This is a genomic window from uncultured Eudoraea sp. (genome assembly GCF_947260015.1).
GTDB lineage: Bacteria > Bacteroidota > Bacteroidia > Flavobacteriales > Flavobacteriaceae > Eudoraea.
This window is the reverse complement of sequence record NZ_CAMYOM010000018.1, coordinates 1-22873: the sequence shown is the minus strand read 5'-3', so window position 1 is coordinate 22873 and position 22873 is coordinate 1. Positions and strand designations below refer to the sequence as shown.

The following is a 22873-nucleotide window of genomic DNA, read 5'->3' as shown; positions in this document are numbered from 1 at the left end:
ATTTATCCAACCGAAATGAGTAAATTAGGCCCATGGTTTTAGTCACAGGAGGAACTGGGCTTGTTGGGTCCCATCTATTACTGAATTTGCTCACTCAGGGGGCATCTGTCAAGGCAATTCATCGAAAAAATAGCGATATCCAAAAAGTAAAGGAGATATTCTCTTATTATCATGATAATTCTGAGGTATTATTTAATAAGATTCAATGGATAGAAGCTGATATTAACGATATCCCTGCTCTTGAATTGGCATTTAAAGAAGTTACTCTGGTTTATCATTGTGCAGCCTTAATTTCATTTGACCCCGGCGATTTTAAGTCGTTACAAAAAATAAATAAGAGAGGTACGGAGAATATTGTAAATCTATGTATTGATAAGAATATCAAAAAATTGTGTTATGTCAGTTCTATTGCAACAATAGGTAAATCTACTACAGGTGAACTGGTCAATGAAGAAAATGAATGGAATGACACCTATGCAAATGTATATGCAACTTCAAAACACTTTGCCGAAATGGAAGTTTGGAGAGGTGCTCAGGAAGGTCTCTCTACGGTAATCGTTAATCCTGGTTTTATCCTGGGTCCCGGATATTGGGAAAGTGGTAGTGGGTTACTTTTTAAAACGGCTGCAAAGGGTATGCGCTTTTACTTTCCGGGTGGTACAGGATTTATTTCAGTGGGTGATGTCGTTAAAATAATGGTTCAACTTATGGATTCTCCCATTAAAAATGAGCGCTTTATTGCTGTAGCAGAAAATTTGTCCTATAAAAGTATTTTGGGGACAATCTCGCTCGGGTTAAACAGACCAACCCCCAAGATAGGTCTGAAATTTTGGCAATTAGAAGTTTTCTGGAGAGTGGAATGGGCTTTAAATAGGTTTACATCTAAAAAAAGGAAGTTGACTAAAAAAGGGCTAGAATCTTTACGTTATCCACAAAAATATGACAATTCAAAAGTAAACGAAGCACTCAATATGGAATATGAATTAATACAATCATGTGTAAATTATTCATGTGAAAAATATCTGGAAACTCATTTCACAACTTTGTCCTGATTAAGACTGTTCATTTTTTCCTCTTTCACTTTTTCAAAATACTCTTTTTCTATTTTAATCCTATTTTCTATTTTTCTGTAAATATCTTCATATTCCAAGGGTAGTGAAGCATAGTATAGATCACTTGATATAAATTGTATACTGTCAATATCATATTTGTCGTAAATAAATTGCATGGGAACAAAATTCCTATTTTCCAATTCCTGGGGCTTGGTAGCCTTAGCTGAATTTATAATAGCCATATCGTAAAGGACATCAATCATTTTCTCTTTAGAAATAAGATTAACGGGCTTTTCTATTACCTCCTCTCCACAAGAGATAAAAACAATAAATTGTATTATGAGGAATATTTTACGCATCATTATCTATCAAAAGTAAGTCTTTTAGCATTCCTTAAACTGGAAAATTGTCCTTGATCATAGGCCAAATGTCCATTTACAAAAGTGTGAGTCACTTTTGTCCTAAACCTATTACCATCAAAAGGTGACCATGCACATTTATAAATAATATTGTTTTTATCAACCGTCCAGGGTAAGTTCATATCTACTATTGCCAAATCTGCATAATAGCCCTCCTTTATATAACCCCTTTTCTCAATTTGAAACAATTTAGCAGGATTGTGGCACATTTTTTCAACAACTTTCTCTATGGTAATTTTTCCTTCCAAAGATTTTTCCAGCATAGCCATTAATCCATGCTGAACGAGGGGACCTCCAGAGGGTGCCTTCATATAATTGTTCTTCTTTTCTTCCAAGGTATGTGGAGCATGATCTGTTGCCACAACATCAATTCTATCATCCAGTAGTGCTTGCCATAATTGATCTCTGTCTGCAGAGGTTTTAATAGCAGGATTCCATTTAATCAGGGTTCCCTTTTCCGAATAATCTTTGTCTGAAAACCAAAGGTGATGAATACATACTTCTGCCGTGATCTTTTTTTGTTCTAATGGAATGTCATTTCTAAAAAGATGGGTCTCTTTGCCTGTCGACACATGAAAAACGTGTAATCTGGCTCCAGTCCTCTCTGCAAGGGCAATCGCTCTGGATGAAGAAAGGTAACAAGCCTGTTCAGTTCGTATTAATGGATGTAATTCCACAGGAATATCATCGCCATATTGGGCTCTATATTTCTGCGTGTTTTCTCTAATGGTTTTTTCATCTTCACAATGCACCGAAATAACCAGTTCTGTATTTTTAAATATTCGCTCCAGGACTTCTTCATTATCCACCAACATATTTCCAGTAGAAGATCCCAGAAATAATTTTATGCCAGAACAAGCATACTTATCAAGTTTTTTTATTTCCTCAAGGTTGTCATTTGTGCCGCCAAATAAAAAGGAATAATTAGCGTATGATGTCCTGGAAGCTAATTCAAATTTTTGCTCCAATCTTTCTATAGTAGTAGTTTGCGGATTCGTATTAGGTTGTTCCATATAAGAGGTTATTCCTCCTGCAATGGCCGCCCTGCTTTCTGAAGCTATATCCCCCTTATGGGTAAGTCCGGGCTCTCTAAAATGTACCTGATCATCTATTATTCCGGGTAAAACAAAACTCCCGGCTGCATCTAGAATTTCCGCTTCATTCGTAGAAAGATTACTGCCAATTTTTGTGATAATCTCATCTTGAATTAAAATATCCGACTCAAATCTTACCCCTTCATTTATGATAACAGCATTTTTAATGAGTGTTTTACCCATAACTTAATCTTTAGTAAATAAACTTCTAAATTTCATTGTGATAACACCAAATATTGCTTCCCAGATAATTGAAGAACTCATTTTAGATTTGCCTTCCTCCCGATCTGTAAAAATGATGGAGACTTCTTCAATTTTAAATTTTTTAAGGGATGCCCTAAATTTCATTTCTATCTGAAAAGCATATCCCACAAATTTTATGGTATCCAGGTTTATCGCCTCTAAAACGCTCCTATTATAGCAGACAAAGCCTGCCGTAGGATCATGAATTCGCATTCCAGTAATTAATTTTACATAAAAAGAAGCTCCATAGGACAATAAAACCCTGTAAAGTGGCCAATTAACTACATTTACTCCTTTTTTATAACGCGACCCAATGGCCACATCTGCACCATTAAGGCACGCTCTGTATAATCGTAGTAAGTCTGATGGTCTATGAGAAAAATCGGCATCCATTTCAAAAATGTATTCGTATTTTCTCGCCAATGCCCATTTAAAACCATGAATATAAGCAGTCCCTAAACCAGATTTACCTTTTCTTACTTCGAGAAACAAGTGCTTAGGAAATTTATTTTGTAATTCAATGACCTTATTTGCAGTACCATCCGGGGAATTATCATCAACAATTAAAACATCAAATTCTTTTTTAAGTTGAAAAACAGCATCTATAATAGCTTCAATATTCTCAATTTCATTAAACGTTGGAATTATTACTAAGCTATCTGTCATTTGCCTTTTGGTAATTTTGACAAAAATACTACTTTAAAAGGTCTGGCAGAAAATACAAAAGTAATTTTATCGTTTCTTTAAAGGAATTAATTAGTGCTATTATTTGTAATTTTGAAGAGAATCGGCAACCCTAATGAAACTTAAACTACCTGGAATTTTCCTATATTTATTAGCGGCAATTTTTATAATAAACCTATTACAAGGTAATTTTACTGAGCTAATTTTTGACGAAGCTTACTATTGGTATTATGCTCAGCATATGGCCTGGGGCTACTTTGATCATCCACCAATGGTTGCTTTGACCGTCAAGTTAAGCAGCCTGTTTTTTAATGGAGAACTAGGAGTTCGCTTTATAAGCATTATTCTTTCTGCTTGCACCTATATAGTCCTTTGGTTTTTAATAGATGACCATAGAAAGAATAAATATATACTTCATTATTTTATATTGATTTTCTCAATGACCCTTATTAATGCCTATGGATTCTTAACACTACCCGATACACCATTACTTTTCTTTACCGCGCTATTTTTATTGATATATAAGAAGTTTTTAAAGTCCCCTTCCATTGGTTTATCGGTTCTTTTGGGACTTGTCATGGCTGCACTAATGTACAGTAAGTACAATGCTGTTCTGGTAATACTGTTAGTATTGATATCTAATCTACGCCTCGTCTTTAACAAATATGCCTGGCTTTCTGTATTAATTGCCCTAATGTGCTATACCCCCCATTTTATATGGTTAATTGATAATGACTTTGTTTCTATTAAGTATCATTTATTTGAAAGGCCAAACAGGGCCTACGAATTTGGCGATTTTACTTTTGGGTTTTTTGTTAACCTGATTGTACTTTTCGGCTTAACATTTCCATGGATATACAGAGCTTTATTAAAAACAAAAAAATCCGATACATTTAACAAAGCCCTTTTGTATTTAATTTATGGAATAATTGCATTCTTTTTTATTTCCAGTTTTAACAGACGCATTCAAACACAATGGTTAGTTGTTATTTGTATTCCAATGATTGTAGTGGTATACAATCAAATATTGCAGGATAGAATTACCAGAAAATGGATCTTTATTCTTGGTACATCTAATATCATAATTTTAATTTTCCTCAGAATAGGTTTGATTTATGCTCCTCTTTTTCCCATAGTTTATGAAACACATGGAAATAAAGATTGGGTAAACGAAATAAGATCAAAAGTTGGGACAATTCCTGTAGTTTTCGAAAATTCCTATACCGACGCATCCATGTATACTTTCTATTCAGGTAATACCTCCTATTCAATAAACAATATCTGGTACAGGCCAAACCAGTTTTCGATTGATGAGTCTGAAGATCAGGTACAAGGTCAAAAAATAATTTATATCTCCAAATTTTTAGAAGAGGGAGACATCTCCTATTACGATGCAAAAGGGGTTCCATATTATGGTGTCTATATAGAGAATTTTGAATCTTTTAGAAAGTTGAGAACTATTATTGATACCTCTGGTGAATTATTGGAAGACGGGCATTTAAACTTTAAAATATACAATCCATACATGACTGCTATAGAAATATCTAAATTGGAATTTGGGGTGGTATTTCTGAACAAATACAAAAACTTCAGAGAGGTTCAAAAAATTCAAGCCAGCCCATCTCAAGAAGGGATAAATGTGCTTAAATCCAAAGATACAACGAGCTTTAATCTATCAATACCAGAACCGAAGATAAATGATGCGTACTATTTTCAGATAAGTATTTCTGAAAACGGACTTTATTGGGGTTTAAATGGGGAAAACATTAAATTGCCATAATGGAGCCTGTTCAAAGAGTAATCAATAATATAGATTGGATAACAGTAATTATCTTTTCCAGTATACTGTTTTTGGTTATTGCTAAGAATTTATTTTACAACAGGTTTTTAAATTTTATTATACTCCCTTTTAATAACAAGTATATTTTTATGTACAATAAAAAGGATAAACTATTAAATTGGTTCAATATCTTTTTTACAATATTCCAACTTCTAAATTTTTCACTCTTCATCTATTTGTCGTCAACTATTTTATCCAATTCAGGAAGTGACCTATATCCTGTTATTTTTTTAATTATTCTAGGGTTTTTATTCTTGTTTTTATTTGGTAAAATATTTGTGCAAATGGGGGGTGGATTTGTCTTTAATAATAATAAGATAATATCCGAATTCATTTTTAAAAAGCTTTCCTACCTTAACTACAGCAGTATCATCATGTTAGCGGCCAATATTATCATTGCTTATGTACTTAAAGATTCGAAAACAGTAGTGTTTGTTAGCATTTTTCTAATAGTAGTGGTAAATGTTATTGGCTGGATAACTATTATAAAAAACTATCAAAAATTAATCTCAAGCTACTTTTTCTATTTTATTTTGTACCTTTGCGCTCTCGAAATTGCACCCTTTATAATCATTGCAAATTATCTAAAAGATTAAGATACATGAAGGTAAAAACGATTTTGGTGTCTCAACCAGAACCAAAAATGGAAAATTCTCCATACCTGAGGCTAATTGAAAAGGAAAAAGTAAAGGTAGACTTTAGGCCTTTCATACATGTTGAAGAAGTAGACGCCAAAAGCGTAAGGCAGCAAAAGATTGATCTTATAAATTATTCCGCTATAATCCTTACCAGCAGAAATTCTGTTGATCATTTCTTTAGAATAGCTGAAGAAATGCGTTTTAAAGTTCCGGATACCATGAAATATTTCTGCCAATCTGAGGCAGTAGCTTTTTATCTCCAGAAATATGTTGTTTACAGGAAACGAAAAATTTATGTAGGCAAAAGAAATTTTAGTGAATTACTTCACTTATTTAAAAAATATAAAGAGGAATCTTATTTACTGCCCTCGTCAGATGTTTTAAAACCATCTATTCCCGATGCCTTAAATGAACTGGGTATTAACTGGGATCGAGGTATTTTCTATAAAACTGTTATAAGCGATCTCTCGGATTTAAGAAATGTCTATTACGATGTTCTGGTATTTTTTAGCCCATCAGGTATAGAATCATTACTTAAAAATTTTCCTGACTTTGAGCAAAAAGATACGAGAATAGCAGTATTTGGAAATTCAACCGTTTTAGCAGCAACTAAAGCCAGCCTGCGAATTGATATAAAAGCTCCGACACCGGAAAATCCATCGATGACAATGGCTTTACAGAAGTACATAACCAGTGTCAATAAAAAATAAAATCTCAACAAAAAGGTCTCATTTACTGAGACCTTTTTGATTAGTAATTATAACGCTGGGGTCCCCCTCTCCTTATTTCTTCACTGGCATAAGCCTCGAATTTTTTAAAATTCTCACGAAAAGCATTGGAAAGTTTAAATGCAGTATCATAATACGCTTTATCGTTATTCCAGGTTGCTCTCGGGCTCAAAACATCAGTAGGGACACCCGGACAAGTTCGTGGTTGTGCTACACCAAAAACAGAATGAATATGGTAGGCATCATAGGTATATAACCCTAATTCGCCATCTAGTGCAGCGCGAATCATGGCTCTTGTGTATGCTAATTTCATTCGCGTTCCAACCCCATATGGCCCACCCGTCCATCCGGTGTTAACTAACCAAACATTAACCTGAGATTCTTTCATTTTTCTGCTTAATACTTCTGCGTATTCTGCAGGATGCAAAGGCATGAACGGCGCTCCGAAACAAGCGGAGAATGAAGGTATAGGTTCTACTACCCCTGCCTCTGTCCCGGCCACCTTAGCGGTATATCCGGACATAAAATGATATGCAGCCTGGCTTGGAGTTAATTTTGATATAGGGGGTAACACTCCAAAGGCATCCGCTGTAAGGAAAAAAATGTTTTTAGGGTCTTCTCCAATTGAAGGTATTTTTATATTGGAAATATGATCAATAGGATAACTTACCCGGGTGTTTTGAGTTATTGACGTGTTTTCATAATCGACATTTCCTCTTGAATCCAAAATAACGTTTTCCAAAATTGCCCCTTTTTTAATAGCTGCATAAATCTCGGGTTCCTTTTCGGCACTAAGATTAATCACCTTGGCATAACAACCACCTTCAAAATTAAAAACTGTATTTTCTTCGGTCCAGCCATGTTCATCATCTCCAATCAATTTTCTAAATGGATCTGTAGACAAAGTTGTCTTACCGGTACCTGAAAGTCCAAAAAACAGGGCCGTATCTCCATCTTCCCCAACATTGGCCGAACAATGCATAGGTAAAGTATTTTTATATAAAGGGAGGATAAAGTTTAAAGCAGAGAAAATTCCTTTCTTAATCTCTCCAGTATAACCTGTACCCCCTATTAAAGCAATTTTTCGGGTAAAATTCAGAATAGCAAAATTGTGTTGTCTCGTACCATCAACCACACTATCTGCCCTAAACCCAGGTGCATTTATTACAGTCCATTCCGGCTCAAAATTCGCTAATTCCTTTTCCTGGGGCCTAAGAAACATATTATATGCAAATAAATTGGACCAGGGGTATTCATTAATAACCCTTAAATTTAATTGATAATTAATATCTGCACAGGCATGACAGTCCCTTACAAATAGATCCTTGTCCTTTAAGTAAGTGATCACCTTAATATAAAGCGAATTAAACTTCTCGGGGGAGAAGGGAATATTTATATTCCCCCACCAGACTTTGTCCGCTGTTATATTGTCTTTAACAATAAAACGATCCATTGGAGAACGCCCGGTGAACTCACCGGTGTTAACGGCCAAGGCTCCGTTTGATGCCACCTTGCCCATTCCTCGTTCAAGGGTAATCTGATGAAGTTGTTCAGGATCTAATTGGTAAAATATCCGATTGGTTTCCAGCCCGTACTCTTTTAACGAAATTGAATTCATTGAAATGCTCTTTATTGTCATTTATATTGTGTTCTAGTTGCTAAAAACATATCAAATCGTCGATCATTCATTTAAGCAATTCTCCTTGATTATTAGAATTTTCTATAAGCACGATAGCCCAAAAATAACCATCCCAAAATCAAAAGAAGCCCACCAATTGGAGTAATAAAGCCTATCGTGGTAAAATCAAAGCCTGTGAGGCTGTTGGTAGCCAGCAAATAAATGGAAAATGAGAAAAAAACTATCCCTGAAACAATGAAATAATAAACCAGTTTCTTCTTTTCTTCGGGAATGCTTTTCACATTGCCAAGGATAAGTAATAATAGGGCGTGATACATTTGATAGGTCACTCCGGTCTTAAAAGTTTCTATCTCACCTGAAGATAAGAGATTCCCCAGCCCATGAGCCCCAAAAGCACCTAAAACCACGGCCAATACTCCAAAGAAAACTCCTGTACAGAAAATTGTTTTGTTCATAACTTAAATGACCATATTTTTGACAAATGTAACAATTTGATACCTTAGTCCCAGCAATACTTCGAACAGAAAATAAATTTAATGTCACGAAAAATACTAGTCATAGGGGCGGGTAAATCTACCTCGTATTTATTGGATTACTTTCTGGAAAAAGCAGATTCAGAAAAACTACAATTAACTATTGGCGATCTCAATACCGACATAATTCCTGATGAAATAAAAAACCATCCTTCGTGTAAAGTTATAAAGTTGGATATTTTAAAGGATGATGAAAGAGGGATGGCTATTAAAAACTCAGATATTGTTATTTCTATGCTTCCGGCACGCTTTCACATAAAAGTGGCCGAAGATTGCATTCGTTTTAAAAAACATTTGGTTACTGCATCCTATGTAAGCAAAGAAATTAAAGCATTAGATGCTGCAGCTAAAAAAAACAAATTAATTTTTATGAATGAAATTGGTTTAGACCCTGGTATAGACCATATGAGCGCCATGCAACTTATTAATAAAATAAGGGACAAGGGCGGTAAAATGTTGCTATTTGAATCTTTTACAGGTGGCCTTGTTGCCCCTGAAAGTGATAATAATCTATGGAATTACAAAATTACCTGGAATCCAAGAAATGTTGTAATTGCCGGACAAGGGGGAGCTGCAAAATTTATACAGGAGGGCACCTATAAATATATACCCTATCATAAACTTTTCAGAAGGACAGAATTCATGAATATAGAAGGGTATGGAGCATTCGAAGCCTATGCAAATAGAGATTCTTTAAATTATAGGGAAGCCTATGGCCTGAATGAAGCCCTAACTCTTTACAGGGGCACTATGAGACGTATTGGATTCTCAAAAGCCTGGAATATGTTTGTTCAATTAGGTATGACAGATGATAGTTATACTATAGAAAATTCTGAAGGTATGTCCTACAGGGAATTTACTAATCTTTTTCTTCCCTATTCACCAACTGATTCTGTTGAACTTAAACTCAGACACTACCTAAAAATTGATCAGGACGATATCATGTGGGGTAAACTGCTGGAATTAAATTTGTTTGATTCAAAAAAAACTATTTCTATAAAAAATGCTTCCCCCGCTCAGATGTTGCAAAAAGTATTGGAAGACAGTTGGACCATGGAGCAAGACGATAAAGATATGATAGTAATGTACCATAAATTTGGATATGAAATGAATGGGGAAAAACAACAGCTTGATGCTAATATGGTGGTTATTGGCGAAAACCATACTCATACTGCAATGGCCAAAACTGTTGGTTTGCCTGTGGCTATTGCGACCTTACTGATACTTAACAAAAAAATCTCAACTCCGGGGGTACAGATTCCTATTTCAAAGGAAGTATATGAGCCTATCTTAAAGGAGTTAGCCACCTATGGCGTAGTGTTTAAGGAGTATAATGTGCCTTATTTAGGGTATAATCCTGATTCTGTGGCAGGTTAGCATTTGAAACTAATTTGGTATCTTTAGTCATTATATGAAAGCTCGTACATGAAAACTGGTAATGAAAATGTAAAAATTGATGGGATTGATAAGAAAATCCTAAGGTTCCTTATGGAGGATGCAAGAAAGCCAATATTAGAAATTGCCAGAAATATTGGAATCTCAGGAGCTGCTATTCATCAAAGACTTCGAAAACTGGAAAAATCCGGTCTTATTTCCGGATCTAAATTCATTGTGAATCCAAAAGTTTTGGGTTATACGACCATGGCGTATATTGGTATTTTCCTGGATAAGGCCATGAGTAATCCGATAGCTGTGAAGCAATTGGAGAAAATACCTGAAGTTCTGGAATGCCATTATACTACTGGTAATTGGTCTATCCTTATCAAAGTTTTATGCAAAGACAATGAACATCTTATGTATTTGTTAAACAAAAAAATTCAGCAGATTGAGGGTGTTTCCAGGACAGAAACCTTTATATCTCTGGATCAACAAATAGACCGTCAAATTACTATTTAGCAGTCCAAAAAAAATTCTGGACAGGAACTAATCTCTTCCACCAAATACCTGAAAGCCCCAGTAAACCAAAGATGCCAGAGAGCCAATTGCTGCAACAACATAAGTTCTTGCCGCCCATTTTAAGGAATCCTCAGAACCCTTGTATTCTTCCTGTGAAACAATATTCTTCCTTTTTAACCATGCCAAAGCCCTATTACTGGCATCGTATTCAACAGGGAGCGTGATAAAACTAAATAAGGTAGCAAAGCCCATCATAATTAGCCCTGCTACTGCAATATAAAACCCGAATTGGCCACTCGCACCTTCTGTTGAAGCCGCCAATATAAGCCCTCCAAAAACTACCCATGTAGACATCCCCGATGTAACGCTCACTACAGGAACCAATTTAGACCGAATTGAAAGCCATTCGTAGGCCTGTGCATGCTGAACTGCATGTCCACATTCATGGGCTGCAACAGCAGCTGCGGCAGCATTGCGCTGGTTATATACCCCTTCGCTTAGATTAACTGTTTTGGTTTTCGGGTTATAATGATCTGTAAGCATTCCAGAAGTGGAGACTACTTTGACATCTCTTATACCATGATCACTCAACATTTGTTCTGCAATTTCTGCACCACTCATACCATTGCGCAAATGTATTTTGGAATAATAATTAAACTTGCTTTTTAGCTTTCTGCTTACCAACCAGCTTACAAGAGCAATGGCACCGAGTAGTATATAATAAATTGTCATAATTTCGTTTTTTGCTATTTTAAAAGTACTTAATTAATAACAAAAACCCGGCCAAGACAAAGCCGGGGTTTTTATACTGACAAAATGTACATTTATACTGCTATCTCAGTCCAATCAAAAGCTTCTAAAATCTCTTTGTAAACCACTTCTCCGTGCACGATGTTAAGCCCTTTATGTAAAGAGGAGTCTATTTCACAAGCCATTTCCCAGCCTAAATTTGCAAGCTTCAGAACATATGGCAATGTTACATTTGTAAGAGCCATAGTAGAGGTATAAGGCACTGCCCCAGGCATATTGGCTACAGAATAATGTACTACATCATCAATTATATAAATGGGGTCTTCATGTGTGGTAGGCCTCGTAGTCTCAACACACCCACCCTGATCTACTGCCACATCAACAATTACAGTTCCTTTTCGCATATCGCTTAGCATATCCCTGGTAATTAGTTTAGGTGCTTTGGAGCCTTTTAATAGTACACCACCAATAATAAGATCATGAGTTTTTATATGTTTTCTTATATTGAATTCATTAGAAAATTCCGTTACCACATGGCTGGGCATCACATCATTTATATAACGAAGTCTCTTCATATTAACATCTAAGATGGTAACATGAGCACCAAGGCCGGCTGCCATTTTTGCAGCCTGAGTACCGACAATGCCAGCTCCCAAAACCAGAACTCTCCCGGGTGGAACCCCCGGAACACCACCCAACAAAACTCCCCTGCCCTTTACTGGTTTCTCCAGATATTTTGCCCCTTGTTGTATGGCCATCCTACCTGCTACTTCAGACATTGGGGTCAATAAAGGAAGAGTTCTGTCTTTATCCTCAACAGTTTCATAGGCTATACAAACTGCCTTTTGCGCTATCATTGCTTTTGTCAAAGTTTCACTGGAAGCGAAATGAAAGTAGGTAAAAATAACCTGCCCTTTTTGTATAAAATTATATTCCTTTTCTATAGGTTCCTTTACTTTAACAATCATTTCTGCCATTGCATAAACCTGCCCTATGGTATCTAATATAAGTGCCCCCGCTTTTTTATAATCCTCATCAAAAAACCCGCTGCCTTCACCGGCACCGGACTGAATGTAAACCGTGTGATTGTACTTAACAAGTTCAAATACTCCGGCAGGTGTCATTCCTACCCTACTCTCATTGTTCTTGATTTCTTTTGGTACACCTATAATCATTGTATTATATTTTTAAGTTCATGTCAAAAATGTAACAATAAATACTGATAATGAAATAAAATCGACAAAATGTAGGGTAACAACTCTGTAAATATGCCTTTTTTAAATTGTACCCCTATAATAATAGGGGCTTTTTCTATAAAATAATGCTTTCTTATATTATTAATTGTTTTTTAGGGGGGGTAGGCGATAGCATTGTTTAGCAAAGATTTTGCTTCTTAGATAAGCATCAGCCTACGATATTCACTATTTTACCGGGAACTACAATAACTTTTTTAGGGATTCGCCCCTGAAGTTGTGCCTTCGTTTTTTCATGAGACATAACTGCGGATTCTATTTCTTCTTTGACCATATCCAAGGGAAGTTCGATTGTAAAACGCATTTTCCCATTAAAAGAAATTGGATACTCTTTACTATTTTCAATGAGGTGGTCTGCATTAAATTTTGGAAATGGCTCTGTTGAAACAGATTCTGTATGCCCTAACTTCTCCCACAGTTCTTCAGAAATATGAGGTGCGTAGGGTGAGATTAAAATTGCAAGAGGCTCCAGTATTTCCCTGCTGGTACATTTTTGGGTGGAAAGTTCATTTACACAAATCATAAAGGTTGCTACGGAAGTATTGAATGAGAAATTTACAATATCCTCTTCCACTTTTTTGATTGTTTTATGAAGTGATTTCAGGGCTTCTTTTGAAGGTGACTTCTCCGAAATCTGAAATCCGCCTTCAGGCCCTGAATGATAAAGCCGCCATAGTTTTTTTAGGAAAGCATATACTCCTGAGATACCAGCTGTATTCCATGGTTTCGCCTGTTCCAGCGGCCCAAGAAACATTTCATACATGCGTAAGGCATCTGCGCCATATTCCTCACATATTTCATCCGGGTTTACCACATTGTATTTAGATTTGGACATTTTTTCAACCTCCCGTCCTACAATGTATTTACCATCTTCCAAAATAAAGTCAGCATCTTTAAACTCCGTCCTCCATTTTTTAAAGGCTTCAATATCCAATTCATCCGAAGAATTAACTAAAGAGACATCGGCATGTAATGGACTTACATTTAGGCCATTAATTAATCCTTTGGATATCAATTTATTTGTTCCTTCTTCTCTGTACACAAAGGCACTTGTACCCAAAATCATTCCCTGGTTAATTAATTTTTTAGCGTATTCTTCATGTGGAACCAGTTCCTTGTCGAACATAAATTTCTGCCAAAAACGGGAGTACAATAAATGGCCCGTAGCGTGTTCAACACCTCCAATATACAGATCAACCTGCTGCCAGTAGTTAATAGCATCCTTAGAGAAGATTTCTGTATCATTTTCCGGATCCATATATCGATTAAAATATTGTGAGCTCCCTGCCCAGCCAGGCATTGTATTGAGTTCTAAGGGGAAAACTTTTACATGGTCAATTAAACTATTGTTTACCACCTTAGATTTCTGTGTATCCCAGGCCCATTCTGTTGCATTCCCCAATGGTGGTTCTCCAGTATCTGTGGGCAAATACTTTTCTACTTCCGGCAGCATCAAAGGAAGACAGTCCTCATCGATCATTTTGGGCATTCTATCAACATAATATACCGGAAAAGGTTCTCCCCAATAGCGTTGGCGGCTAAAAACTGCGTCTCTAAGCCGATAGTTAACTTTCCCTCTTCCCTGACCGATATTTTCCAGTTCGGAGATTACTTTTTTAGTGGCTTGCTTATAGTTTAATCCATTTAAAAATTCAGAATTTGCAATTATGGTCAATTCCTTATCTGCAAATGCTTCTTCGGATATATCTATACCCTCAAAAATATTAGGAATACGGATATTAAAATGCTTTGCGAAATCATAATCGCGTTGGTCGCCACTTGGCACAGACATAACCGCTCCGGTTCCGTAGCCGGCTAAAACATAATCTCCTATCCATATTGGTATTGATTCTTTAGTAAAAGGATGTTCTGCAAATGCGCCGGTAAAAACACCAGTAATTGTTTTTACATCTGCCAACCTATCTCGCTCTGATCGTTTGGAAGTGATTTGAACGTAGGTCTCAACTTCCTCTTTTTGTTCTTCTGTGGTTATTTTTGATACCAATTCATGCTCTGGAGCAAGAGTCATAAAACTAACCCCGAAAATTGTATCCGGACGGGTTGTGAATACCTCAATGGGATAGGAGATATTGTTATTACCCGAAGGTATTGTCTTAAAAGTAACCGAAGCGCCTACAGATCTGCCAATCCAATTTGCCTGGGCGTCTTTCAGAGACTGAGGCCAATCTACTTTTTGTAAATCATCGAGCAGGCGTTGTGCATATGCCGTAATACGCATGCTCCACTGGGTCATTTTCTTCTGTACTACCGGATGTCCTCCACGTTCAGACACTCCATTGACAATCTCATCATTTGCAAGAACAGTTCCAAGGGCAGGACACCAATTAACCTCTGTATCTGCTAAATAGGTCAATCTGTACTTTAATAATAATTCTTCCTGTTTTTTTGAATTCAGCTCATTCCATTCTGCGGCAGTAAATAACGGGGTATCTTCGTCACAGGATGCATTAATTTTGGTATTACCTTCTTTTCTGAAAATTTCTATAAGTTTTTCTATTTCTTCAGCTTTATCCTTGCTTTTATTGTACCAGGAATTAAAAAGTTGAATAAATATCCATTGTGTCCATTTGTAATAATTTGGGTCAGAAGTACGAACTTCCCTGTTCCAGTCAAAAGAGAACCCTAGTTTATCCAGTTGCTCTCTGTACCTGGCTATATTAGTCTCCGTTGTAATAGATGGGTGTTGTCCGGTTTGTATGGCGTATTGTTCTGCCGGAAGTCCAAAGGAATCATAGCCCATTGGATGCAAAACATTAAATCCTTTATGTCTTTTATAACGGGCATAAATATCACTGGCAATATAACCCAAGGGATGCCCAACATGAAGGCCGGCCCCTGAGGGGTAAGGAAACATATCCAGCACGTAATACTTCTCCTTCTCCGAGCCATTAATCGCTTTAAATGTGTTTTTCTGCGCCCAATAACCCTGCCATTTGGCCTCAATCTCCCTAAAATTATAATTCATAATTTTTGTTTATAACCGATACCGCGCAAAAATAAGTTTATTCAATTTACTTTCCTATTTTTACGTATTCATATGCCACTATGAGCAAATCTTTTGAACGCTATCAAAAACGCAAATTGATCTCTTCCTACTTTTCAGTGGTTTTGAGTATTGGGCTTGTGCTTTTTTTATTGGGTGTATTAGGACTTTTAGTACTAAACACCAAAAAATTAGCAGATCATTTTAAAGAACAAATTAAAATATCAGTTTTCTTAAAGGACAATGCCAAGGAAGTTGAAGTTGATCAATTGCAGAAAAGCCTGGTAATGTCAGATTATACCAAATCTGCTGTCTACGTCTCCAAAGAAGAAGCAGCTGAGGTGCACAGCGCGGAAATTGGTGAAAACTTCCTCGACTTTTTGGGCTATAATCCTCTAAAAAATTCAATTGATGTGGCTTTAAAGGCTGATTTTGTGTCTACTGAACAAGTAGAGGAAATTGCATCAGAATTGGCCAAAAAGGACTATGTGGAAGAAGTAAGTTATGACAAACCTCTTATTGCGCTGCTTACAGATAATGTAAAAAAGATTTCCTTCTGGATATTAATAGCTAGTGCCATATTTACGCTTATAGCTGTTTTATTAATTAATAGTTCTATACGCCTATCCATATATTCCAAACGTTTTATTATAAAAACAATGCAAATGGTTGGCGCTACTAAAAGGTTTATCAGAAGGCCTTTTATTTGGACAAATATTAAATTAGGAATGCTGGGTTCATTATTAGCACTCATTGCATTGGGTATTGTTCTCTATTATGTTGACATGAATTTCCCCGAATTAAACCTTTTACAGGACTTTATGATATTGAGTATCCTTTTTGTTGGTGTTTTTATTTTAGGTGTACTTATTTCATTAATAAGCACATATTTCGCAACCCAACGTTTTCTTAATCTCAGAACAGATGATTTATATTATTAAATTTGCAGCATGAGTCAAAAAACAAAAAATAAACAGGGTCAACCTCCAAAGCCTGAATTTATATTCCAGAGAAGAAATTATCTCTTTATGTTTATCGGGCTCGCATGTATGGCCCTTGGTTTTATATTAATGAGTGGAGGTGGTAGCGATGACCCCAATGTATTTAACCCCGATATATATAACTTCAGAAGAATTCGATTGGCACCAACACTTGTCCTTATAGGTTTAGGGATTGAAGTATATGCCATCTTACTAAATCCACATAAGAAGAAAAACAAGTAATTGGAAATCTTAGACGCAATTATCCTTGGTATCGTACAAGGATTAACAGAATTTTTACCCGTATCTTCCAGTGGTCATCTGGAATTGGGGAAAGCCATATTGGGCGATAACTCTATCCCTGAGGAAAGTCTCTTGTTCACTGTTGTGTTACATTTTGCCACGGCCCTAAGTACAATTGTGGTCTTTAGGCAAGATGTATGGGAAATTATCAAAGGATTATTTCAATTTAAGTGGAACGAAGAAACCCGATTTTCTTTAAAAATTGTTATATCTATGATCCCTGCTGCAACTGTGGGACTACTGTTTGAAGAGCAGCTGGAAGGTTTTTTTGGTGGTAATGTTGCATTTGTAGGATATATGCTTCTCATTACAGCGCTACTCCTGTACCTAGCCGATAAGGCTAGAGAAACTGATAAAAAAGTAACATATTTAAATGCTTTTGTAATTGGCGTTTCTCAGGCAATTGCCATATTACCGGGTATTTCCAGGAGTGGGGCTACAATATCCACTTCCGTATTGCTGGGAGTAGATAAGACTAAAGCAGCCCGATTTTCATTTTTAATGGTTGTACCCCTTATAATAGGTAAAATGGCCAAGGATATTATTGGTGGAGAACTCCAATTTCAAAGTGAGCAAACTATTGCTATGGGCGCAGGTTTTATAGCTGCTTTCATAGCAGGCTTAGCAGCATGTACCTGGATGATTCAACTAGTAAAAAAAAGTAAGTTAAGTTACTTTGCTATATACTGTTTTATTGTAGGATGTATTGCCATAGGTTTTGGTCTTTGGGGTTAAGTCCTTAATTATGTGTTTTTTTACTTAAATTATTGTCTTGAAAACCAAAGAAGATTTTTTAGAGGGACAACTTATTCTAATTGACAAGCCTTTAAACTGGTCTTCTTTTCAGGCCGTTAATGCTGTAAAATGGGCAATTAGAAAAAGGTTCCAATTAAAAAAAATTAAGGTAGGCCATGCCGGAACTTTAGATCCACTCGCCAGTGGACTTTTAATTATTTGTGCAGGGAAATTCACTAAACGAATTCATGAATTTCAAGATATGCCAAAAGAATATGAAGGTACTATAACATTGGGCAGTTCAACCCCTTCTTACGACAAGGAGACAGAGGTAGATAATGTATATCCAACAAATCATATCACCCACGAACTGATTCATAAGACAAAAGAATTATTTCTTGGACAGATCGCTCAAAAACCTCCTGTTTTCTCAGCTTTGAAAAAAGATGGAAAGCGTATGTATGAATATGCAAGAGAAGGTAAAAAATTGGAGATCAAAGCCCGGTTTGTTGAAATTTTGGGATTTGAGATTTTGGATATAGATCTGCCCGAAATACGATTCAGGATACAATGTAGTAAAGGCACATATATAAGATCTATTGCCCATGATTTCGGAAAAGCATTGAATTCCGGGGGCCACTTATCATCCCTTAGAAGAACCAAAATAGGCGATTACAACGTAAATAATGCGGTGACACCGGCAAATTTTAAAGAAGTGATGAATGTTTAACTCCTTTAATATAAGGTATTGTGTGAAATATATTATTAAAAAGTTGGTTATAGAAATATGGATCTGAATCGAAGTCAGCTTTCTCTTATAATTACCTTCTTCTCTCTTTCGATAGTGATATTGTTACTCTTTAATATTCACTTGGGATCTAAGGAACAGGAAGAGTATATAATTGAAATAAGTTTGGCCGATGAGGAGCTTGAAAAAATAATTGAAGAGTTGGAAAGGCAGGAAGAGCTAGCTAAAGCAGATCCAATAAAAAGTCATATGGCTTTTAACGAAACAGCCAAATCCAGCCTGGAAGAACCGGAACCTCTAAAAACACTCGAAGAACTATTAGAAGAAAAAGAAGCTTCGATGAATGAAGATGAATTCAAAGAATTTTTGAATTCAGATTCGGGGTATGCAGCCAGCCTTAAGGATCTCGTAAAAAAAAGAGAAGAAAAAAAACAACAATTAGAGGAAGTTGAGGCAAAGAAAAAAGAATTCACAAATAAGCTTGAAAAGAGGAAGACTTCCATTTCATATTCGTTAGTTGATCGTTCTAATTTTTTACTTCCACCACCAATTTACACCTGTATTGAGGGTGGGAGAGTTGTGGTGAATATTGAGGTAGATGATTCAGGCAATGTTATTGACGCTCATTTTAATTCAAAAAGCTCTAATACATCCAATGGCTGCCTTGTTGATAACGCCATTTCCTATGCCCTAAAGGCAAAATTTAGTTCAGCCTCAAGAGTTACACAAAAAGGAACTATAACCTACCTATTTCAAAGTAAGTAATTCCATTAGATCATCCAGGATATTTTGCCCTTTATCTTTATTATACCAAAGCTGTAAATCTTGCTTAAATTCGGGTGTAAGTGCCCCGTTTTCTTTTTTATAAACTTCAACCATTTTAGTTGCCTTTGTGGGTCTTGGACCCCAGGAATTTAAAACTTCCAAACGTTGTTCATCAAGCATGATCAGTTTGGGGATAGACAATGTTCCATTTGTTCGAAAAAGATTCATGAGCTCCGGGTTTTGATCCCGAAGCAAAATTTTAAAATCTATTTTATTGGAAGTTTCAGCTATTTTATTCATTACCGGTATTGAAGGAGCTGCATCGCCACACCAACTTTCTGTTAAAACGAGCCATAAAACTGGTTCGCCCCATTTTTCAATTCTTTTTTTTGCAGAGACTGGCAATTTAAATGTTTTATCCCATCGCTTCATACGCTTACTATTTAATTGCGTATAGTCTATAAGAGAATCTGTTTGTTCAGCGCCTGTTGTTTGACCCTTTGAGGCCAATTCGTCTATAAGGTCTCGGTATTCTTTGTAATTATATGTGCGGGTTAAAGCAGATTCAATTATTTCTTCTTTTATGTTGTGATTTACGCTATTATTCATTTGCACATAGTCGTCTAAAGTTTAAAAAACCTACAGTTTTTTGCTTCATATTGATTTTTTTTCATTCCTCAACTAATATCAAAAATAATACTAATTACCACACTGCGATAGGAGGAATTTAGACGCACCCTATAATTAATTTACGGCTTGTCTTCTTCATAAGGATTTTTTCAAATTTAAAAGCTATAAGTTTTCTGGATTAATTGCGAGGCTTCTAAATAACTTAGCTTTAGTGCTAAGGAATTTGTTTTGTACTTCATTTTGCTTGAGTTCAGAATCAATGAGTTTACTTTCCCTGCTAATTATCAAAAACAACGAACTTTCTCCAAAATCAAATTTCCTTTCTTCTGCAGCCAAAAGCGTATTATAATCACTAACAATATTCTGTATAAGTGAATTCTGTATCTGATAAGAATCCAAGGCATTATAGATTGCCAAAACTTTATTTTGAATTTCGATTTCAGCATTGTCCAATTCAAATTGAGTATCGTTTAGTTTAAACTTTGCTAATTTTAAATCCCCTCTTTCTTTTCTTAAAAACAATGGGAATAGGAAGTTAACACCTCCTTTATATTGTTGTGAATCATAAGAACTCAGAGTTCCCGGTGTTTCTGTAAGGAAGTTATACTCAATATCAATTCTCGGCAGTAGTTTATTGGCTTTTAATCTCTTATCTACCTCCAGGCCAGCCAATTTAAACCCCAAAGACTTAATCTTAGGGTGATTTTCCAATGAAAAACTATCCAAAGGTTTTCCCATGATTTCCAGCGTAATATCCACTTCCCTGTTTATATCGATATTTGGAATGACATTTGGCTGCAACTCTATAGGAATATTATTCTCCATCCATAAAAAATTGGAAAGCTCCAAAGTCTTATTGGTAAGCTCAACCATGGCCTGTTCGAGACGAAGTTGCCTATCCTGAAATGCTATTTTGGCTTCCACAACATCTATTGATGCAATATCACCTGCTTCTGCACTACGCTTAATTCCTTCCAATCTAGAACTGGCATTATCAACAAAATCGTCATAAACGGTTTTGTTTCTGTATGCCTGTAACCAATCAAAATAAGCTACTGACGCTTTAAAAAGAATCTCATTAACTAATAAATCTCTATCAGCCAGAGTCTGTTCTTTAAAATATTTAGCCCGTTTTAAGGTTGCCATTCTTTCATTGATCCATATTCCCTGAAGCACAGAAACAGAGATTCCCGCACTAAACAATCCGTCCTCTGGCAATAATTCATCCGGATTTAAAAATTCTCCTTCATTCTGCTGAAAGTTACCTTTTAATTCTATCCCATACCAAGTAGGGACTTTGAAAGTAGCGTTAAAACGGTCATAATACTCAACACCCTTAAACTGCTTTCTTTCGTAATCTACTTCAATTTTTGGATCAAATCCTCCTCTTGAGCGCATTAGATTTGCTTGCCCAATACCGATTTGTAATTCAGCCTGACGAGCAATAGGATGATATTTTTTTACATATCCTAAAAACTCATAAAAGCTTAAAACGAGGGTGTCGTTCCCCTGAGCGTTTAATGAAAGTGAAACGAAAAGAATAAGTATGAACCAATGCTTTTTCATATTACTTTTTCTCAGATTTAGACATATCCCCATTCGGCTGATAGTAATTAGGAGGGAAACCATTTAGCTGTCGCCACAATTCAAACCAAATCGGTACGTCTTCTAAAAGTGCTATAGTATAGGCTCCCGAACCAACTCTTAAATCCTTTGGCCATTTATGGTCATTAGGATCAGGGGCTAATAGTATTCTATATTTTCCATTGTCACTTATAAAAGTTTCAATGGCTACTACCTTTCCTCCATAAGTACCATAAGAGACATTTGGCCACCCGCTAAATACAATTGCCGGCCAACCATCAAATTGTATTCTAACCTCCTCCCCCAGATGCATTAAGGGCAGATCTATAGGTCTTACATAAGTCTCGACGGCCATGTCGTAATCGGCCGGCATTATACCAACTAATTGTTCTCCTTCCTTAAAGGTCTCACCAACTCCTGCTTTAATCGCCTTGTTTATAAACCCGTTTTGAGGAGCCTTTATAAAGTACATATCACTGCGCATAGAGTAATTAGTAAATTCGTTTTCCAGTTTAGTTACCTGAGCCTCAGAATCGAACTGATTAGACTGTGCGGTGAACATATCACTCTGTGCTTTTGATATTTTATCGGTGTATTCTGCCTGTACCCTATTTATTTCCACTTCGGCATTGATGACTTCGTTTATCGCAGCGAGAAGTTTGTTTTCCTGTGAGATAAGTTTGGCCTGAGTTTCTTGTAACTTTAACTTCTTTTCTTCTACATCTGTCACCGCCTTTAAGCCCTCATTTTCAAGCTGAAGTACTCGATTGTATTGTCTTTGTGCAATGGTAATATTTGTCTTAGCCGCTTCGAGGTCGATACTATCACTTTCTACTTTAAGGTTAGCTTGAATAAGTTTGTTTTTAGCCTGAAGCAATTTTAATTCCCTTTCTCTACTCAATGCCGCTATTTGATTGTTAAGCGCTTTAACCTTGCCTTCATAAGATGTAACAGCACCTGATTTGGCCCTAATTTGCTGCCCGGTTCTTTCTACTAAGTTGGGATCAAAATACTCATTCTTTATCTCTGATATAAAAAGAATTGTATCTCCTTTTTTTACATAATCCCCTTCCTGCACATACCATTTTTCAATTCTACCCGGAATTGGCGATTGTATGGTCTGAGGTCTTTGACCCGGACTTAAGGTGGTTAAAAAACCACTTCCTGATACATTCTGTGTCCAGGGTAAAAAAAGTACAATCAAAGCAATACCGGCAAATATCAATAGGAACCGATTAAAGTGTTTATAATACTTTGTATGAAAAACTTTCTGGGAAGAGGTATAAACACTCAGATCTACTTTCTGATTTAGTTTATTAGGTGAAATGTTTAGCATGTCTTCTAACTTTGGTTTT

22 protein-coding genes are annotated in these 22873 nt (G+C 36.1%); 11 read left to right on the top strand and 11 right to left on the bottom strand.

The annotated features are described in order from the left end of the window. The first annotated feature begins 32 nt into the window (after nucleotides 1-32). Nucleotides 33-1052, top strand: a complete 1020-nt coding sequence (locus Q0X66_RS09250) for an NAD-dependent epimerase/dehydratase family protein (RefSeq protein ID WP_297705600.1) — start codon at nucleotides 33-35, stop codon at nucleotides 1050-1052. Here Q0X66_RS09250 and Q0X66_RS09245 read toward each other — a convergent pair. Genes Q0X66_RS09245 through Q0X66_RS09235 form a run of 3 tightly spaced genes read right to left on the bottom strand, consistent with a single transcriptional unit; the run spans nucleotide 1031 to nucleotide 3474 of the window. Continuing rightward, nucleotides 1031-1414, bottom strand: a complete 384-nt coding sequence (locus Q0X66_RS09245) for a DUF4296 domain-containing protein (protein ID WP_297705599.1) — start codon at nucleotides 1412-1414, stop codon at nucleotides 1031-1033. The two genes, Q0X66_RS09250 and Q0X66_RS09245, sit on opposite strands and share 22 nt — an antisense overlap. Beyond that, nucleotides 1414-2748 carry a dihydroorotase gene (locus Q0X66_RS09240; protein ID WP_297705597.1) on the bottom strand — a complete coding sequence of 445 codons (1335 nt, stop codon included), beginning with the start codon at nucleotides 2746-2748 and terminating at the stop codon, nucleotides 1414-1416. Before Q0X66_RS09240 ends, Q0X66_RS09245 begins: the two co-directional genes overlap by 1 nt. A 3-nt stretch (nucleotides 2749-2751) precedes the next feature. Next, nucleotides 2752-3474 carry a polyprenol monophosphomannose synthase gene (locus tag Q0X66_RS09235; protein WP_297705595.1) on the bottom strand — a complete coding sequence of 241 codons (723 nt, stop codon included), beginning with the start codon at nucleotides 3472-3474 and terminating at the stop codon, nucleotides 2752-2754. A 133-nt stretch (nucleotides 3475-3607) separates the two neighbouring features. On the opposite strand from Q0X66_RS09235, the gene Q0X66_RS09230 reads away from it, so the two are divergent. Genes Q0X66_RS09230 through Q0X66_RS09220 form a run of 3 tightly spaced genes read left to right on the top strand, consistent with a single transcriptional unit; the run spans nucleotide 3608 to nucleotide 6680 of the window. Further along, nucleotides 3608-5272: a glycosyltransferase family 39 protein gene (locus Q0X66_RS09230; RefSeq protein WP_297705593.1), complete on the top strand. Its 1665-nt coding sequence runs from the start codon at nucleotides 3608-3610 to the stop codon at nucleotides 5270-5272. Continuing rightward, entirely contained in the window at nucleotides 5272-5928 is a 657-nt protein-coding gene (locus Q0X66_RS09225) for a DUF4271 domain-containing protein (protein WP_297705591.1), read from the top strand. Before Q0X66_RS09230 ends, Q0X66_RS09225 begins: the two co-directional genes overlap by 1 nt. Before the next feature lie 5 nt (nucleotides 5929-5933). Continuing rightward, entirely contained in the window at nucleotides 5934-6680 is a 747-nt protein-coding gene (locus Q0X66_RS09220; RefSeq protein WP_297705589.1) for a uroporphyrinogen-III synthase, read from the top strand. Between the two features lie 40 nt (nucleotides 6681-6720). Here the strand turns inward: Q0X66_RS09220 and pckA are convergent, their stop codons facing one another. Continuing rightward, nucleotides 6721-8316, bottom strand: a complete 1596-nt coding sequence (gene pckA / locus Q0X66_RS09215; protein WP_297705587.1) for a phosphoenolpyruvate carboxykinase (ATP) — start codon at nucleotides 8314-8316, stop codon at nucleotides 6721-6723. A 92-nt stretch (nucleotides 8317-8408) separates the two neighbouring features. Beyond that, complete coding sequence (locus Q0X66_RS09210; protein WP_297705585.1) at nucleotides 8409-8792, bottom strand: DUF423 domain-containing protein; 384 nt, start codon at nucleotides 8790-8792, stop codon at nucleotides 8409-8411. Nucleotides 8793-8873: 81 nt separating this feature from the next. Here Q0X66_RS09210 and Q0X66_RS09205 point away from each other — a divergent pair, with 81 nt between their 5' ends. Continuing rightward, nucleotides 8874-10247: a saccharopine dehydrogenase family protein gene (locus Q0X66_RS09205; RefSeq protein ID WP_297705583.1), complete on the top strand. Its 1374-nt coding sequence runs from the start codon at nucleotides 8874-8876 to the stop codon at nucleotides 10245-10247. A gap of 48 nt (nucleotides 10248-10295) precedes the next feature. Beyond that, nucleotides 10296-10766, top strand: a complete 471-nt coding sequence (locus Q0X66_RS09200) for an Lrp/AsnC ligand binding domain-containing protein (RefSeq protein WP_297705581.1) — start codon at nucleotides 10296-10298, stop codon at nucleotides 10764-10766. A 27-nt stretch (nucleotides 10767-10793) separates the two neighbouring features. On the opposite strand, the gene Q0X66_RS09195 is transcribed toward Q0X66_RS09200, so the two are convergent. From Q0X66_RS09195 to leuS, 3 genes are all read right to left on the bottom strand, one after another. Next, on the bottom strand, nucleotides 10794-11498 hold the full coding sequence (locus Q0X66_RS09195) for a zinc metallopeptidase (protein WP_297705579.1): 705 nt from the start codon (nucleotides 11496-11498) through the stop codon (nucleotides 10794-10796). 92 nt (nucleotides 11499-11590) lie between these two features. Continuing rightward, nucleotides 11591-12691 (bottom strand): alanine dehydrogenase, encoded by a 1101-nt coding sequence (gene ald, locus Q0X66_RS09190; protein ID WP_297705577.1) that lies wholly within the window; start codon nucleotides 12689-12691, stop codon nucleotides 11591-11593. 229 nt (nucleotides 12692-12920) lie between these two features. Next, nucleotides 12921-15755: a leucine--tRNA ligase gene (gene leuS / locus Q0X66_RS09185; RefSeq protein ID WP_297705575.1), complete on the bottom strand. Its 2835-nt coding sequence runs from the start codon at nucleotides 15753-15755 to the stop codon at nucleotides 12921-12923. 80 nt (nucleotides 15756-15835) lie between these two features. Here leuS and Q0X66_RS09180 point away from each other — a divergent pair, with 80 nt between their 5' ends. The 5 genes from Q0X66_RS09180 to Q0X66_RS09160 are packed head-to-tail and all read left to right on the top strand — an operon-like array spanning nucleotide 15836 to nucleotide 19304. Next, on the top strand, nucleotides 15836-16714 hold the full coding sequence (locus tag Q0X66_RS09180; RefSeq protein ID WP_297705573.1) for a permease-like cell division protein FtsX: 879 nt from the start codon (nucleotides 15836-15838) through the stop codon (nucleotides 16712-16714). 9 nt (nucleotides 16715-16723) lie between these two features. Continuing rightward, nucleotides 16724-16996: a DUF3098 domain-containing protein gene (locus tag Q0X66_RS09175; RefSeq protein WP_297705571.1), complete on the top strand. Its 273-nt coding sequence runs from the start codon at nucleotides 16724-16726 to the stop codon at nucleotides 16994-16996. Continuing rightward, nucleotides 16997-17791 (top strand): undecaprenyl-diphosphate phosphatase, encoded by a 795-nt coding sequence (locus tag Q0X66_RS09170; protein WP_297705569.1) that lies wholly within the window; start codon nucleotides 16997-16999, stop codon nucleotides 17789-17791. It abuts the gene before it with no gap. A 37-nt stretch (nucleotides 17792-17828) separates the two neighbouring features. After that, nucleotides 17829-18521 carry a tRNA pseudouridine(55) synthase TruB gene (gene truB / locus Q0X66_RS09165; protein ID WP_297705567.1) on the top strand — a complete coding sequence of 231 codons (693 nt, stop codon included), beginning with the start codon at nucleotides 17829-17831 and terminating at the stop codon, nucleotides 18519-18521. 57 nt (nucleotides 18522-18578) lie between these two features. Beyond that, nucleotides 18579-19304, top strand: coding sequence for a hypothetical protein (locus Q0X66_RS09160; RefSeq protein ID WP_297705565.1), 726 nt, complete (start codon nucleotides 18579-18581; stop codon nucleotides 19302-19304). Here Q0X66_RS09160 and Q0X66_RS09155 read toward each other — a convergent pair. The 3 genes from Q0X66_RS09155 to Q0X66_RS09145 form a co-directional block, all read right to left on the bottom strand. Continuing rightward, nucleotides 19287-19913, bottom strand: a complete 627-nt coding sequence (locus tag Q0X66_RS09155; protein ID WP_297705564.1) for a thioredoxin family protein — start codon at nucleotides 19911-19913, stop codon at nucleotides 19287-19289. The two genes, Q0X66_RS09160 and Q0X66_RS09155, sit on opposite strands and share 18 nt — an antisense overlap. 183 nt (nucleotides 19914-20096) lie before the next feature. Continuing rightward, the gene (locus tag Q0X66_RS09150) at nucleotides 20097-21500 is read right to left on the bottom strand and encodes a TolC family protein (protein WP_297705562.1); all 1404 of its coding nucleotides are present in this window, start codon (nucleotides 21498-21500) and stop codon (nucleotides 20097-20099) included. Between the two features lies 1 nt (nucleotide 21501). Then, a complete protein-coding gene (locus Q0X66_RS09145; RefSeq protein WP_297705694.1) occupies nucleotides 21502-22854 on the bottom strand; it encodes a biotin/lipoyl-binding protein in 1353 nt (450 codons plus the stop codon). Nucleotides 22855-22873: the final 19 nt, after the last annotated feature.